Source organism: Pseudomonas sp. IT-P260 (assembly GCF_949768395.1).
Classification (GTDB): Bacteria; Pseudomonadota; Gammaproteobacteria; order Pseudomonadales; family Pseudomonadaceae; genus Aquipseudomonas; species Aquipseudomonas parakoreensis.
In genome coordinates this window covers 247,758-263,705 of sequence record NZ_CATKPO010000033.1, presented here as the reverse complement: position 1 = coordinate 263,705, position 15,948 = coordinate 247,758, and the positions used below count along the sequence as shown (strand labels likewise).

The following is a 15,948-nucleotide window of genomic DNA, read 5'->3' as shown; positions in this document are numbered from 1 at the left end:
TGAAAACCAGCGGTGAACCTGATGAGTGACAACCCGAGCAAAACTGCCGCGATCGAGGAGATGCGTTTCCGTCTGCTGATCGATGCAGTGGTCGATTATGCGATTTACATGATCGATCCGGACGGCATCATCACCAGCTGGAACACGGGGGCCAAACGCTTCAAGGGCTACGAGAAGCAGGAAATCATCGGCGAGCATTTCTCGCGTTTCTACACCGAGCAGGACCGTGCGGCAGGCTTGCCGCAACGGGCGCTGGACACCGCAATTCGCGAGGGCCGATTCGAAGGCGAAGGCTGGCGCGTTCGCAAGGACGGTACGCATTTCTGGTGCCATGTGGTGATCGACCCGATCATCGATCCGGACGGCACGCTGCTGGGCTTCGCCAAGATCACCCGCGACCTGACCGACCGCAAAATGGCCGAAGAAACCCTCAAGCAAAGCGAGCAGCAGTTCCGTCTGCTGGTGCAGGGCGTCACGGACTACGCGCTTTACATGCTCAGCCCCGACGGTCGGGTATCCAACTGGAATCAGGGCGCCCAGCGGATCAAGGGGTATCGGCCGGAAGAAATCATCGGCGAGCATTTCTCGGTCTTCTACACCGCCGAAGACCGCGAGCGCGGCGAGCCGCAACGGGCGCTGGAAATCGCGGCGCGGGAAGGGCGTTTCGAAAACAAAAGCTGGCGAGTGCGCAAGGACGGCAGCCGATTCTTCGCCCATGTGGTGGTGGATGCCATTCGTGGCGAGACCGGGACATTGCTCGGCTTCGCGAAAATTACCCGTGACGTGACCGAGGTCCATGAATCGCAGCAGGCGCTGGAGAAAACCCGCGAGGCATTGCTCCAGGCGCAGAAGATGCAGGCCATCGGTCAGCTCAGCGGCGGCATTGCCCACGACTTCAACAACCTGCTGACCGTGATCCTCGGCAACCTGGAGATTGTGCGCAAGCGCGTGGGTGACGACCCGAAAATCAATCGCCTGCTGGAAAATGCCACACAAGGTGCGCTGCGCGGCGTCTCACTGACCCAACGCATGCTGGCCTTTGCCCGGCGTCAGGAGCTCAAGACCGAACCGGTCGACATCGTGCAACTGGTGCAAGGCATTACCGGGCTGTTGCGCAGTTCGCTGGGGCCGGGGATCAGTATCGAAACCTCGCTGCCCGAGGGGCTGGAACCGGTACTGGCCGATTCCAATCAACTGGAACTGGCGGTGCTCAATCTGGCGACCAATGCCCGCGACGCCATGCCTGATGGCGGCAACGTGGTGATCAGCGCCCGGGCGGAAGTCGTCCTTGAAGCGAGCGATTCGACCATGGCGGCGGGACGTTATGTGTGCCTGAGTCTGCGCGACACCGGCGAAGGCATGGACGAGCACACGCTGGCCTCGGCCCGGGATCCGTTTTTTACCACCAAAGGCCTGGGCAAAGGCACCGGGCTTGGGCTGTCGATGGTGCATGGATTCATTGAGCAACTCGGCGGCCGTTTCATCCTCAAGAGCGAGAAGGGACGAGGCACGGCAGCTGAACTCTGGTTACCGGTCGCAGCGGATGGCGCACAGGCTCCACGGGTGCAGCCCGGCAGCGCACCCATCACGGTGCCACGCCTGAGCGTGCTGGTCGTGGACGACGATTCGCTGGTGTTGACCAGCACCACGCTGTTGCTCGAAGACCTTGGCCATCGTGTGGTCAGCGCGACTTCCGGTGCCAGGGCGCTGGCGTTGTTCGAGCAGGGCGAAGTCATCGATCTGATGATCACCGACATGGCCATGCCGCAGATGAGCGGCGCGCAATTGGCGCACGCAGTGCGTCTGCTCAAACCGGATCTGCCGATCGTCCTGGCGACCGGTTACGCCGAACGTCTGGAGGGTTTTGCCGCGCAATTGCCGCGTCTGCCCAAGCCGTTCACCCAGTTGAACCTGATGGAAATCATCGCCCGGTCGATGAAGTGAATCCGCCTGAACTTGTCCGGGGCAGGGGCCTTCTAACAGGTTTCCCCGCCCCGGAGCGTGCGTCCCTTGCCTCGCATATTGACTCAGCCCAGCGCTGAAGAGCACCTGACCGAACACGATGCCAAGATGTTCGGCTCACCCAAGGAACGGCTGGATTTCTATCGCAAGGAAATTCAGTACGAAACCAGCATTCTGGCCAATCGCACCGATGCCTATCTGGCCGCGCAGTCGTTTCTGGTGATTGCGTTTGCTTCGTGCATGTCCAACCTCAACCCCGAGTGGGGCAAATTGTTCACGCTGGTGGTGCCGCCATTCCTGGCGCTGCTCGGGCTGCTCAGCTCGCTCAATGCGTGGCCGGGGATTCGTGCCGCGTACGACATCATTGATCACTGGCATTACAAACAGAGTGAGTTGTTGCGCAGCGAACCGATCATGGGCATGGCTTACGACGAGTCGCCACTGTTCAGCGAGATGGAGTCAAGCCATAAGGGCTATCGCAAATCGCTGTTGTTTTCGGTGCGCACGCCGTGGATTTTCGCCACATTCTGGATCCTGCTGGGCGCTTATGCGGTGTTCATTCAGGTGACCAACCCGGGGGGCTGAGCGCCACCCAAAGAAAAAGCCCGGACTTCGCAGCCGGGCTTTTTCTTGTGCGCTTTATTCGACGGTTTCAAGCTGCCGACGCAATTCCTGCGAGTGATGCGGGGACATCGGAATCGGCGGAAAGTCCTCGTTGAGCACGCACAAGTGATCGATGGCTTCTTCGAACTTCATATCGGCTTTGCGGCGCAGTGCTCGATAGTGCTCAAACTGCTCAAGGTCCAGATTGTCCGCTTCCAGCAGCTCGTAAGCGGCGCGGTTGAGGGCGTGGGCATCTTCGAACAGTTGACGATTGCGTTCCAGGGCCAAAGCCCTGCAAGCCTTGATTTGTGCCGGAGTCGAGCATTCTTTCATGACCGTGACCTTGTTATCCAAAGATTCCTCTTCATGGGCTGCAAGCCGCAGGGGAACCGAACCTGCCGGACCCCGCCGAGTGCATCCAGCGAGGGGTTATGGTTGTGACTGTCGGAATCTGGAGAGGGATCCATTTATTTTCAGAAAAAACTTCGATGGATTTCCCAAGATAATCCCACCGGAAAAATCAGTTTTTTCGTTTTTGCCGTTGCTCGTAGCGCGCCAGCAACGGCTGAGTGCTGATGCCATGCAGCAAAATGCTCAGTGCCACCACCGACAAGGTGATGTGGGTGCACAACGTCGCGACTGAAGGGCTCAGACCATGGTTCAAGGCATAAAACAGGTAAAACAGACTGCCGATTCCGCGAATGCCGAACCAGCCGATCAACAGGCGCTGACCACCATCCAGCAAGTTACCCCATGGCATCAGCGCGACGCAGAGCGGACGCACTACGAAAAACAGCACCGCGCCAATGACCAACGCCCGCCAATCCCAATGCGGCACCAGTACCACGCCGAGCAGCGTTACCAGAAACACTTCCATGGCCCGTTCCACCAGGCTGCCGAACGAGAGCATGTCGCCCATCATGATGCCGGCAGCGACCTGACTGCTTTCCAGTCGTTCGGTATCGCCGTGCACCGCGTTCTGCGGTTCGATGTTCTGATGGCCCACCACCGGTTGCACCAGATGCTCGGCCGGCGGTTGGCTGGCGCCGGTGGATTTGACTTCCTCCTGGCGTAAGCCGAGACCGGCAGCGAACACCGACAGAAAACCATAACCGCCAATCGCCTCTGCGCCGACGTAAGCCAGGGCAATCAGCGACAGCGCCAGGTAATCATTCGGGCTCAGGGTGCTGTCGTCGTTACGGATGCGCAGCGACAGGGTCAACCGACCGATACCGCGACCCATCCAGTAACCGCTCAGCAGTCCGACCGGCACCGCCCAAAGCAAATCGTGCAGCAGCCAATCGGTCAGTGCGCCGGGTTGCGTGTCGGCCTTCAACAGCAGCAAACCGAGCATCACGAACGGAAACGCGATGCCGTCATTGAGCCCGGCCTCACCGGACAGGCCAAAGCGCACACTGTCGACGTCCCGCGCATCGTTGACCTGTACCAGCGCCGCCAGCACCGGATCGGTCGGCGCCAGCATCGCCCCGATCAGCAGCGACGGCCCCCACGACAGTTGCAGGCCCCAATGCAGCAATACGCTGACCCCGGCGATGGTCAGGACCATCACCGGGCCGGCCAGCCCAAACGCAATTCGCCAGCGCTTGTCGCGCAGTGGCAGGCGCAGCTTGAGGCCGCAGACAAACAGCGAAAACAGCACCGCCACTTCCGTGAGGTGCTCCATCCACACCGACGCGTTTTCCAGTGACAGCTTCAGCAGATCCAGACCGCTGGGGCCGATGCCGATCCCTAGCAACAGGCACACGGCCGAGGTGGTGACCGGCATCCAGCGCAGGTACGACGAGGTCAACGCGAGGGTCAACAACACCGCGCCCAGCACCGCGACCCAGATGACAAAGCTCATGGAGGCTTACAACATCGGCTTGCCGCCGGTGACGCCGTATCGCTGCCCGGTGATGTAACTGGCTTCATCCGAGGCCAGTAGCACATAGATCGGCGCCACTTCCACCGGTTGTCCGGGGCGACCGAGCGGGGTTTCGCTGCCGAAGTTCTGCACTTCCTCATCGGGCATGGTCGAGACAATCAACGGCGTCCAGATCGGCCCCGGGGCCACACAGTTCACGCGGATTGCTTTCGGCCCGAGTATCTGCGCCAGACCGCCGGTGAAGTTGGCGATCGCGCCTTTGGTGGTGGCGTAGGCCAGCAGGGTCGGTTTGGGCATGTCCGAGTTGATCGAGCTGGTGTTGATGATCGAGGCGCCGGGGCGCATGTGTTTGATCGCCGCTTGGCACAGGCGGAAAATCGCGGTGATGTTGACGTCGAAGGTCATCACCCATTCGTCATCGGGGATTTCTTCGAAGGTTTCGTGGGTCATCTGGAACGCCGCGTTGTTGACCAGAATGTCGATGCGCCCGAAGCGCTCAACGGTCTTGTCCACCAGTGCCTGACAATGGGCCTTGTGCGCGAGGTCGCCGGACAGCAGCAGGCACTGACGGCCCGCCTGCTCGACCCAGCGCGCGGTCTCTTTGGCGTCGTCATGTTCATTCAGATAGGCCACGACCACGTCAGCGCCTTCACGGGCGAAGGCAATCGCCACCGCACGACCGATGCCACTGTCGGCGCCGGTGATCAGCGCAATCTTGCCGGCCAGCCGTCCGGAGCCGACGTAGGTCTGCTCGCCGCAATCGGGGTAGGGCTGCATGTTGCTTTGCGAGCCCGGCACGGCTTGAGCTTGTTTGGGGAAGGGTGGTTTTGGGTAATCGGTCATCACAAATCTCCGAGGTTCTCAGGGCGGGTATGGGCGGTTGACCCGGACGGTTTGCCGTGAGTTCGATCGGATTTGCGCTGCACACCAACAGCAAACACAAACCCCCTGTAGGAGCTGCCGCAGGCTGCGATCTTTTGACTTTGGTTTTTTAAAACAAGATCAAAAGATCGCAGCCTGCGGCAGCTCCTACAGGGGAGGTGGTGTTTTCAGGTATTGCGCTGGGTCAGGGCATGCTCCATGCGGCGGATGCCTTCTTCGAGAAGCGACCGCGGGCAGCCGAAGTTCAGGCGCACGAACTGTTGATGCTGATCACCGAAATCCAGTCCGGCGCTGAGGCCGACTTTGGCCTGTTCGAGGAAAAACTGCTGCGGATTGTCCAGGTCCAGCGCCGAGCAATCGAGCCACGCCAGATAGGTCCCTTGCGGCACATTGATCGTCACGCCCGGCAAGCGGCTGCGCACCGCATCCACCAGCCAGTCACGATTGGCCTGCAGGTAGGTTTTCAGTTCGGCCAGCCACGGCGCACCTTCGCTGTAGGCGACGCGGGTGGCTTCCATGCCCAGCGGGTTGACGCTGTCGACCATGCCGCAACGGGCGTGGTTGACGCGCTCGCGCAGGGCGGCGTCCTGGATGATCATGAACGAGGTCTTGAGGCCGGCAATGTTGTAGGCCTTGCTCGCCGACATCAGGGTGATGGTGCGCTTGGCGATTTCCGGGCTCAGGGAGGCGGTCGGAACGTGCACGCGGCCGTCGAAGCACAGCTCGGCGTGGATCTCGTCGGAGATGATCCAGGCGTCATGTGCCAGGCAGATGTCGGCGATATCCGTCAGCTCTTGGGCGCTGAACACCTTGCCAAGCGGGTTGTGTGGGTTGCTCAGGAGCAGCGCACCGCCATTGGCCAGGGACTGACTCAACGCATCCAGCGGGGTGGCGTAAGTGCCATCGGCCTGGGCGACGAATTCCAGCTCGACCTTGTTCAGCCCCCAATGCCCCGGCGCATGCCGCAGCGGCGGGTAGTTTGGCACTTGCACCACGACGTTCTGCTGCGGCTGCACCAGGGCTTTCAAAGCCATGTTGAAACCGGATTCAACGCCCGGCAGAAAGATCAGCTCCTGCGGTTTGACCTGCCAGGCGAACTTGTTCCACAGGTCGGCGACGATGGCTTCACGCAGGTTGTCCTGCGCCACGCTGTAGCCCACCAGCGGGTGCAACAGGCGCTGCTGCAATGCCTCGATGATCACCGGCGGCGCGGCGAAATCCATATCAGCGACCCACATCGGCAAGACATCGGCCGGGTAGCGGCTCCATTTGGTGCTGCCAGTGTTGTGGCGGTCGAATACCTGATCAAAATCGAAAGTCATGCGCGGTCTCGTGAAGGCGGGGTTGGTTCTGGGCGCCATGATAAACCCATGACACTTGGGGGATATACAAAACCTGTGGGAGCGAGCCTGCTCGCGAAGGCGGTGTGTCAGTCAATATTTGTCTCATTTGACAGGGCCTCTTCGCGAGCAGGCTCGCTCCCACAGGTTATCCAGGGCATGACCGACTGTCGCCGACGGTCGGTTTTCACACAGAGCGTGTGGTCATTGTCTACAGTGAAAAAGCCGGCAGCCATTCTGCCGTAACCGTGTTTGTCCAGAAAAAGCCCGGCTCAAGTACCGGGTTCCACCTGATCAGGAGTGCACGATGGATCTCAGCCGTCGTCAATTCTTCAAGGTCGCCGGTATCGGCCTTGCAGGCTCTAGCCTGGGCGCGTTGGGCATGGCCCCGACGCAGGCCTTCGCCGAGCAGGTGCGTCACTTCAAGCTTGCCCACACTCATGAAACCCGCAACACCTGTCCGTATTGCTCGGTCGGTTGCGGGTTGATCATGTACAGCCAGGGCGATGCCGCGAAGAACGTCGCGCAAAATATCATCCATATCGAGGGCGACGCCGACCACCCGGTCAACCGCGGCACCCTGTGTCCAAAAGGTGCAGGCCTGCTGGACTTCATTCACAGCCCGGGCCGTTTGCAGTACCCGCAAATGCGCAAGCCCGGCAGCAGCGAATGGACGCGGATCAGTTGGGACGAGGCGCTGGATCGTATCGCCGACCTGATGAAGGCCGACCGCGACGCCAACTTCATCGAGAAAAATGCCACCGGGCAAACGGTGAACCGCTGGCTCACCACCGGGTTTCTCGCCGCGTCGGCAGCGTCCAACGAAGCGGGCTACATCACCCAGAAGGTGATTCGCAGTCTCGGCATGCTGGGGTTCGATAACCAGGCGCGTGTCTGACACGGCCCGACGGTGGCAAGTCTTGCCCCGACGTACGGCCGTGGTGCCATGACCAATACCTGGACCGATATCGCCAACGCGAATCTGATCCTGGTGATGGGTGGCAACGCAGCAGAAGCGCATCCGTGCGGCTTCAAATGGGTGACCGAGGCCAAAGCGCACAACGCTGCCCGGCTGATCGTGGTCGACCCGCGTTTTACCCGGACCGCTTCGGTGGCCGACTATTACGCGCCGATTCGCACCGGCACCGACATCGCCTTCATGGGTGGGCTGATCAATTACTTGCTGACCGAGGACAAGATCCAGCACGAGTACGTGCGCAACTACACCGACGTTTCGTTCATCGTCAAAGCCGGGTTCAGCTTCGAAGACGGTCTCTTCAGCGGCTATGACGCGGCCAAGCGCAGTTACACCGACAAATCCGGCTGGGGTTACGAGCTGGGCGAGGACGGCTTCGTCAAGGTCGACCCGACCCTGCAGGACCCGCGCTGCGTCTATCAGTTGATGAAGCAGCATTACAGCCGCTACAACATTGATCTGGCGAGCCAGATCTGTGGGATGCCGGTCGAGGCGATGAAAAAGATCTGGGAAGAAATCGCCACTTGCTCGATCCCGGGCAAGACCATGACTATTCTCTACGCCCTCGGCTGGACGCAGCACTCGATTGGCGCGCAGATCATCCGCAGCGCGGCGATGGTGCAATTGCTGCTGGGCAACGTCGGCATGCCCGGCGGCGGGGTGAATGCCTTGCGCGGCCACTCGAACATTCAAGGCCTGACCGACCTCGGGTTGCTGTCCAACTCGTTGCCGGGCTATCTGACCCTGGGGGGCGATGCCGAGCAGGACTACAACGCCTTCATCAAAAAGCGCACGCAAATGCCGCTGCGTCCGGGGCAGCTGTCCTACTGGCAGAACTACAGCAAATTCCACGTCAGCCTGATGAAGTCGTGGTACGGCGCCAACGCCACTGTCGAGAACAATTGGCTCTATGACCATTTGCCGAAACTCGACATTCCCAACTACGACGTGCTGAAAATGTTCGACCTGATGAGCCAGGGCAAGGTCAACGGCTACATGTGCCAAGGCTTCAACCCCATCGCCGCGCTGCCGGACAAGAACCGGGTCATGGGCGCACTGGCCAAGCTCAAGTGGCTGGTGGTGATGGACCCGCTGGCCACCGAGACCTCGGAGTTCTGGCACAACGTCGGGCCGTACAACGACGTGAAAAGCGCGGAGATCCAGACCGAAGTGATTCGCCTGCCCACCACTTGCTTCGCCGAGGAGGACGGCTCGCTGGTCAACAGCAGCCGCTGGCTGCAATGGCACTGGAAGGGCGCTGACGGCCCGGGCGAAGCGCAAACCGATATCCGCATCATGAGCGAACTGTTCCTGCGCCTGCGCAAGCGTTATCAGGCCGAGGGCGGCAAATTCCCCGATCCGCTGCTGAAACTGTCGTGGCCGTACAAGATCCCCGACGAACCTTCGCCGGAAGAACTGGCGAAGGAAATCAACGGCAGCGCCATGGCCGACTTCACCGATGCCAGTGGCGCGACGGTCAAGGCCGGTTCGCAACTGGCGGCATTCGCTCAGCTCAAGGACGACGGCAGCACCGCGTCCGGTTGCTGGATCTTCGCCGGCAGCTGGACCGAGGCCGGCAACCAGATGGCCCGGCGTGACAACGCCGACCCGTATGGCATGCATCAGCATTTGGGCTGGGCCTGGGCGTGGCCGGCCAACCGGCGGATTCTCTACAATCGCGCTTCGGCAGATGTCGCGGGCAAACCGTGGGATCCGAAAAAACGTCTGGTGTGGTGGAACGGCAAGGCCTGGGGCGGCACCGATGTGCCGGACTACAAGGCCGATGTGCCGCCGGAAGCCGGGATGAACCCGTTCATCATGAACCCCGAAGGCGTGGCGCGGTTCTTCGCCGTCGACAAGATGAACGAGGGACCATTCCCCGAGCACTACGAGCCGTTCGAAACGCCCATCGGCATCAACCCGCTGCACCCGCAGAACAAGAAAGCCACCAGCAACCCGGCGGCGCGGATCTTCGACTCGGTCTGGGAAAGCCTCGGCGAAGCCAAGGACTTCCCGTACGCCGGCACCAGTTACCGGCTGACCGAGCACTTCCACTTCTGGAGCAAGCATTGCAAGTTGAATGCGATTGCCCAGCCCGAGCAGTTCGTCGAAATCGGCGAAGTGCTGGCGAAGGAGAAGGGCATCGCGGCCGGAGATCGGGTGCGGGTCAGCTGCAAGCGCGGGTTCATCGAGGCGGTGGCGGTGGTGACCAAACGCATCCGGCCGCTGCAGGTCAACGGCCAGGTGGTGCATCAGATCGGCATCCCGCTGCACTGGGGATTCACCGGTCAAACGCGCCATGGTTACCTGACCAACACCCTGGTGCCGTTCCTCGGCGATGGCAACACACAGACCCCGGAATCCAAGTCATTCCTGGTCAACGTGGAGAAACTGTAAATGGCCAGCCAAGACATCATTGCCCGCTCGGCCACCACCACGGTGCCGCCCTCGGTGAGGAATCAGCAGGAAGTCGCCAAGCTGATCGACACCACCAAATGCATCGGTTGCAAGGCCTGCCAGGTCGCCTGCTCGGAATGGAACGAGCTGCGCGACGAGGTCGGCCACAACCACGGGACCTATGACAACCCGCAGGACCTGAGCGCAGAAACCTGGACCCTGATGCGTTTTACCGAACACGAGACCGACGCCGGTAACCTGGAGTGGCTGATCCGCAAGGACGGCTGCATGCATTGCGCCGAGCCGGGGTGCCTGGCGGCATGCCCAAGTCCCGGGGCGATCATCAAGCACGCCAACGGCATCGTCGATTTCGATCAGGATCACTGCATCGGTTGCGGTTATTGCATCACCGGTTGCCCGTTCAACATTCCGCGGATCTCGCAGAAGGATCACAAGGCCTACAAATGCACCTTGTGTTCCGACCGCGTCGCGGTAGGGCTGGAGCCGGCCTGCGTGAAAACCTGCCCGACCGGCGCCATCGTCTTCGGCACCAAGGAGGACATGAAGGAGCACGCCGCCGAACGTATCGTCGACCTGAAAAGCCGTGGCTTCGACAACGCCGGGCTGTATGACCCGGAAGGCGTCGGCGGCACTCATGTGATGTACGTGCTGCACCACGCCGACACGCCGAAGATCTACGCCGGGTTGCCGGATGCGCCGGCCATCAGTCCGCTGGTGGGCTTGTGGAAAGGCATCAGCAAACCGCTGGGCTTGCTGGCAATGGGCGCGGCGGTGCTGGCCGGGTTCTTCCACTACGTGCGTATCGGGCCGAATCGCGTCGAGGAGGATGAACATCCGACGCCACCTGATACCTCGGTGCATGTCGTTGATCCGGCGGTGCACACCTTCGATCCACGCGGGGAGGACCGGCCATGAGCAACAAGACGATCCTGCGCTACACCGCCAACCAGCGCACCAATCACTGGCTGGTAGCGATTCTGTTCTTCATGGCCGGGCTGTCGGGGCTGGCATTGTTTCATCCGTCGATGTTCTGGCTGACCCACCTGTTCGGCGGCGGGCCGTGGACGCGGATTCTGCACCCGTTCATGGGCGTGCTGATGTTCGTGTTGTTCCTCGGCCTGGTGTTCCGCTTCTGGCGCGCGAACTTCTTTATCGACAACGACGGGAAGTGGCTGCGCCGCATCGACCGGGTGCTGGTCAACGATGAAGAAAGCGTGCCGCCGGTGGGCAAATACAACGCCGGGCAGAAGCTGCTGTTCTGGACTTTACTGCTGTGCATGCTCGGCTTGTTGTTCACCGGGCTGGTGATCTGGCGCGCGTATTTCAGCGCGTACTTCGGCATCACCGTGATTCGCTGGGCCATGCTCCTGCATGCGCTGGCGGGGTTTGTGCTGATTCTCAGCATCATCATTCACATTTACGCCGGGCTGTGGATCAAGGGTTCGGTGGACGCGATGCTGCATGGCTGGGTCAGTCGCGCCTGGGCCAGGAAACACCACGAGCTCTGGTATCGCGACATCACCCGCAATGAACGCACTCCGGACGTGCCGGAGCGACCGATCACCAAAAAGGGCTGACTTTTGCCAACCATTCTTGAACCTGGGGAAATCGAAGCGGCGGCCAGTTCGCCGCCGTTTCTGCACCTGCCGCCGCACAACCTGTTCACTTTGCGCGCCCAGCGTCTGGAGCAATTGGCTCATGGGCATCCGCTGGCTGATTACCTGCGACTGATCGCCGGATTGTGCCGGGCTCAGCAGCAGGTTTTCGATGATCCGCCGCTGACGGCATCGTTTGATCAGCAAAGGATCGAAGCCTGTCAGCAACATGGTTTACCGCCGTTCGCCGCCGACACACTGGTGCGCGAAGACGCTTGGCAGACTTATCTGGATGCTTTATTGCAACGTTACGTGGCGCCCGAGCAACCCGCCGTAGTCGACGCGCTCGCTACACTGCGCGGTGCCAGTGTCGGGCAATTGCGCGCGTGGGCCGTGGCGCTGGTCAGCGGCCAGTATTCAATGGTACCGGCGGCGCTGGTGCCGTTCCTCGGCGCCGGCCTGCAAGCGGCGTGGAGCCACTGGCTGCTCAGCGCACCGAACCTGCAACTGAAACCCGGCGACAGCCTCAGCCAATGCCCGGGCTGCGGCTCACCGGCGATGGCCGGGGTGATCCGCCATCGCGGCAAGCACAACGGTCTGCGTTATCTGGTGTGTTCGCTGTGCGCCTGTGAATGGCATGTGGTGCGGGTCAAGTGCGTGTATTGCGAGTCGAGCAAGGGGCTGGATTACCTGAGCCTCGAAGACGATCGCCACGCTGCCAATCAGGCGCCGATTCGGGCGGAGGTGTGCCCGGGTTGCAACAGCTATCTGAAGCTGGTGTACCTGGAAAACGATGCCGAAGGCGAAGCGCTGTCGGCGGATCTCACCAGCCTGCTGCTCGACATGCGTCTGGCGCAGGACGGTTATCAGCGCCTGGCACCGAATCTGTTGCTGGCGCCGGGAGACGAATGACCAGAACGTCTACACTCGCCGGACAGTCTTGTTTTTTCGGGAGTGGCTGATGTCCGCAAGTGTGGCCCCGCGTTTACCTTCCATTGATGGGTTGTTACGTCACCCGGCCTGTCTGCCGTTGGCCGAGCGTTATGGGCGTGAGTCGTTGCTGGCCAGTTTGCGCCAGTTGCTCGATGAGTTGCGTTCCAGCGTATTGAACGGGCAATTGTCGGCGATTGAAATCAGCCCCGACGTGCTCGCCGGCCGCGTCGGCGAACGTCTGGCCCAGCAGCAGCGCAGCAACGTACGGCGGGTGTTCAACCTGACCGGCACGGTACTGCACACCAACCTCGGCCGGGCGTTGTTGCCCGAAGAAGCAATCGACGCGGTGCAGATGGCCGCACGTTATCCGCTCAATCTGGAATTCGATCTGGCGACCGGCAAGCGCGGTGATCGCGACGACCTGATCGAAGGCCTGATCCGCGAGCTGACCGGCGCCGAAGCCGTCACCGTGGTCAACAACAATGCCGCGGCGGTGCTGTTGACGCTCAACAGTCTCGGCGCGCGCAAGGAAGGCATCATCTCGCGCGGCGAACTGATCGAGATCGGCGGCGCGTTCCGCATCCCCGACATCATGGCCCGCGCCGGCGTGCGCCTGCACGAAGTCGGCACGACCAACCGCACCCACGCCCGCGACTACGAAGCCGCGATCAGCCCACGCAGTGGCTTGATCATGCGCGTGCATGCGAGCAACTACAGCATCGAAGGCTTTACCGCCCGGGTGCCCACCGCCGAACTGGCCGAACTGGCCCATCGGCATGGTTTGCCGTTGCTGGAGGATCTGGGCAGCGGCAGTCTGCTCGACCTGACCCGCTGGGGCCTGCCAGCGGAACCGACGGTAAGGCAGGCGCTGCTTGATGGCGCGGATATCGTCACCTTCAGCGGCGACAAATTGCTCGGCGGGCCGCAGGCCGGGTTGATTGTCGGGCGCAAAGACTTGATCGCGAAGATCAAAAAGAATCCGCTGAAGCGCGCCTTGCGGGTCGACAAGTTGACCCTGGCCGCACTGGAAGCGGTGCTTGGCCTGTATCGCGACCCGGATCGCCTCGCGGAACGGCTGCCGAGTTTGCGGCTGTTGACTCGTCCGCAAGCCGAGATCCTCGCCCAGGCTTGCCGTCTCCAACCGGCGATGGCTGGCGTCTTGGGCGAACCCTGGCAGGTCAGCGCCGTGCAGGCCTTGGGCATGATCGGCAGCGGCAGCCAACCGGTGGCGCGCCTGCCGAGTGCCGCGCTGTGCCTGCGTCCGCAAGTGTCGAAACGCTTGCGCGGGCGTTGTCTGCTGACTCTGGAAGCGGCACTGCGCGGGTTGCCGATCCCGGTGCTCGGGCGTATTGACGACGATGCGCTGTGGCTCGATCTACGCCAACTCGACGATGAACCGGCGTGGCTGTCGCAGTTGCCGCAGTTGCAGGTCGAGTCGTGATCGTCGGCACCGCCGGGCACATCGACCACGGCAAGACTTCCTTGCTGCAAGCCCTGACCGGGCAAACCGGCGACCGCCGCCCGCAGGAGCGCGAGCGCGGGATGACCATCGACCTCGGTTATCTCTACGCGGAGCTGGAGCCCGGTGCCGGGCTGACCGGGTTCATCGATGTACCGGGCCACGAGAAATTCACCCACAACATGCTCGCCGGCGCGCAGGGCATCGATCTGGTGTTGCTGGTGGTGGCGGCGGACGACGGGGTGATGCCGCAAACCCGTGAGCATCTGGCGATTGTGCAGTTGCTGGGCATTCCCCGGGCGCTGGTGGCGATCACCAAATGCGATCGGGTTGAAGCGGGCAGGGTGGAAGAGGTTGAACGTCAGGTACTCGACCTGCTGGAAACCGGGCCGTTTGCCGAAGCACCGATGCTGACGGTGTCCAGCGTGACCGGGCAGGGCGTCGATGAACTGCGCCAGAACTTGCTGCAGGTTCAACGTGAAGTCCATGAGCGCAGCCGCGAAGGTGGTTTTCGCCTGGCCATTGATCGCGCCTTCAGCGTGGCGGGCGCCGGGATCGTGGTGACTGGCACCGCGTTGTCGGGCGCGGTTTGCGTTGGCGATAAACTGGCCCTCGGGCCGTCCGGTAAAGCGGTGCGGGTGCGCGGGTTGCACGCGCAGAATCAAGCCGCCGAACAAGCCTTCGCCGGGCAACGGGTGGCGCTGAATATCAGTGGTGACCGGTTGACCCTGGAGCAGATTCATCGCGGCCAATGGCTGCTGGCCGAGTGGCTGCACGCACCGACGCAACGGGTCGACATTGAGTTTCAACTGCTGCCCGGCGAGCGCACGTTCGAACACTTTCACCCGGTGCACGTGCACCTCGGCACTCAGGACGTCATCGCTCGCGTGGCATTGCTCGAAGGCCCGCGTTTGCGTGCTGGCGAGCGCATGTTCGCGCAACTGCTGATCAACGGGCCGGTGCACGCGGTGAAGGGCGACCGCCTGATCCTGCGTGACCAAAGCGCGCAACGCACCCTCGGTGGCGGTCAGGTGCTCGACCCGTTCGCCCCGGCCCGGCAGCGCCGCAGCCCGGAAAGGTTGGCACAGCTGCAAGCGCTGGCCGACAACGACAGTCTTGAGCAAGCGCTACCACTGTTGCTCGACCACAGCGCGGGCGGCCTCGATCCGCAACGGTTGGAGCGTCAGTTCAATCGCCCGCGTGAAGACTGGTCACTACCGGCCAACGTGCGCCTGATCGACACCCGCCAAGGCCCGGTGCTGTTCAACGTGCAGCGCTGGGGGCAGTTGAAGTTCACCCTGTTGGAGCAGTTGGCCAAACTGCATGAGCTGGAACCGGACCAGATGGGACCGGATCGCGACCGTCTGCGACGCTTCAGTGGTCTGGCGCTGGAGCGCTCGACCTTTGCCACTCTGCTGGAAGAACTGCGCAGCGCCGGATCGATCAACACCAGCGGGCCGTGGCTGCATCTGCCGGATCATCAGGTGCGTTTGAATGCCGAAGACGAAACCCTGTGGCAACGCATGCAGCCGCTGTTCGAAGAAGCCGGCTACGATCCGCCATGGGTGCGCGATGTTGCGAAAATGCTCGGTGAAGACGACGCGGGGGTGCGCCTGCTGCTGCGCAAACTGGCGCGCCTGGGGCTGATGCATCAGGTGGTGCGCGACCTGTTTCTGTCTGCCGGGCAACTGCGGCGCATGGCCGACGTCCTGTTGCAACTCGAGCAGGAAAATCCACAGATCCAGGTGACAACTTTTCGTGATGCGCTAGGCTTGGGACGCAAACGCTGTATTCAGTATCTGGAATACTTCGACCGCGTCGGCCTGACCCGACGCATTGGCGAATCCCGGGTGATCCGCCATGACAACGCGCTGGCCAGTGCCGACGCACCCTGA

General features: G+C 61.9%; 12 protein-coding genes. 8 read left to right on the top strand and 4 right to left on the bottom strand.

Going from position 1 to position 15,948, the window contains the following annotated elements:
* Positions 1 to 21 precede the first annotated feature (21 nt).
* Together ACM6HV_RS15140 and ACM6HV_RS15135 are read left to right on the top strand one after the other, a co-directional pair.
* Positions 22 to 1,944, top strand: coding sequence for a PAS domain-containing sensor histidine kinase (locus ACM6HV_RS15140; RefSeq protein ID WP_145598173.1), 1,923 nt, complete (start codon positions 22 to 24; stop codon positions 1,942 to 1,944).
* Between the two features lie 66 nt (positions 1,945 to 2,010).
* Positions 2,011 to 2,547 carry a hypothetical protein gene (locus tag ACM6HV_RS15135; RefSeq protein ID WP_041064140.1) on the top strand — a complete coding sequence of 179 codons (537 nt, stop codon included), beginning with the start codon at positions 2,011 to 2,013 and terminating at the stop codon, positions 2,545 to 2,547.
* Positions 2,548 to 2,601: 54 nt separating this feature from the next.
* Here the strand turns inward: ACM6HV_RS15135 and ACM6HV_RS15130 are convergent, their stop codons facing one another.
* From ACM6HV_RS15130 to ACM6HV_RS15115, 4 genes are all read right to left on the bottom strand, one after another.
* Positions 2,602 to 2,898 carry a hypothetical protein gene (locus ACM6HV_RS15130; RefSeq protein WP_414904763.1) on the bottom strand — a complete coding sequence of 99 codons (297 nt, stop codon included), beginning with the start codon at positions 2,896 to 2,898 and terminating at the stop codon, positions 2,602 to 2,604.
* Positions 2,899 to 3,085: 187 nt separating this feature from the next.
* Positions 3,086 to 4,429, bottom strand: a complete 1,344-nt coding sequence (locus tag ACM6HV_RS15125; RefSeq protein WP_414904616.1) for a cation:proton antiporter — start codon at positions 4,427 to 4,429, stop codon at positions 3,086 to 3,088.
* 6 nt (positions 4,430 to 4,435) lie between these two features.
* Positions 4,436 to 5,293, bottom strand: a complete 858-nt coding sequence (locus tag ACM6HV_RS15120; RefSeq protein ID WP_414904615.1) for a glucose 1-dehydrogenase — start codon at positions 5,291 to 5,293, stop codon at positions 4,436 to 4,438.
* 206 nt (positions 5,294 to 5,499) lie between these two features.
* A complete protein-coding gene (locus ACM6HV_RS15115; protein WP_414904614.1) occupies positions 5,500 to 6,654 on the bottom strand; it encodes a MalY/PatB family protein in 1,155 nt (384 codons plus the stop codon).
* Positions 6,655 to 6,979: 325 nt separating this feature from the next.
* On the opposite strand from ACM6HV_RS15115, the gene fdnG reads away from it, so the two are divergent.
* From fdnG to selB, 6 genes are read left to right on the top strand one after another with little or no spacing between them, the layout of a single operon-like run.
* Positions 6,980 to 10,045, top strand: a complete 3,066-nt coding sequence (gene fdnG / locus ACM6HV_RS15110) for a formate dehydrogenase-N subunit alpha (protein WP_414904613.1) — start codon at positions 6,980 to 6,982, stop codon at positions 10,043 to 10,045.
* Positions 10,046 to 10,981 (top strand): formate dehydrogenase subunit beta, encoded by a 936-nt coding sequence (gene fdxH, locus ACM6HV_RS15105; protein ID WP_414904612.1) that lies wholly within the window; start codon positions 10,046 to 10,048, stop codon positions 10,979 to 10,981.
* Positions 10,978 to 11,643 carry a formate dehydrogenase subunit gamma gene (locus tag ACM6HV_RS15100; protein WP_414904611.1) on the top strand — a complete coding sequence of 222 codons (666 nt, stop codon included), beginning with the start codon at positions 10,978 to 10,980 and terminating at the stop codon, positions 11,641 to 11,643. The genes fdxH and ACM6HV_RS15100 overlap by 4 nt, the downstream gene beginning before the upstream one ends.
* A gap of 3 nt (positions 11,644 to 11,646) precedes the next feature.
* Positions 11,647 to 12,573 (top strand): formate dehydrogenase accessory protein FdhE, encoded by a 927-nt coding sequence (gene fdhE, locus ACM6HV_RS15095; RefSeq protein ID WP_414904610.1) that lies wholly within the window; start codon positions 11,647 to 11,649, stop codon positions 12,571 to 12,573.
* A gap of 49 nt (positions 12,574 to 12,622) precedes the next feature.
* Positions 12,623 to 14,035, top strand: a complete 1,413-nt coding sequence (selA, locus tag ACM6HV_RS15090; protein ID WP_414904609.1) for an L-seryl-tRNA(Sec) selenium transferase — start codon at positions 12,623 to 12,625, stop codon at positions 14,033 to 14,035.
* Positions 14,032 to 15,948: a selenocysteine-specific translation elongation factor gene (gene selB / locus ACM6HV_RS15085; protein WP_414904762.1), complete on the top strand. Its 1,917-nt coding sequence runs from the start codon at positions 14,032 to 14,034 to the stop codon at positions 15,946 to 15,948. Before selA ends, selB begins: the two co-directional genes overlap by 4 nt.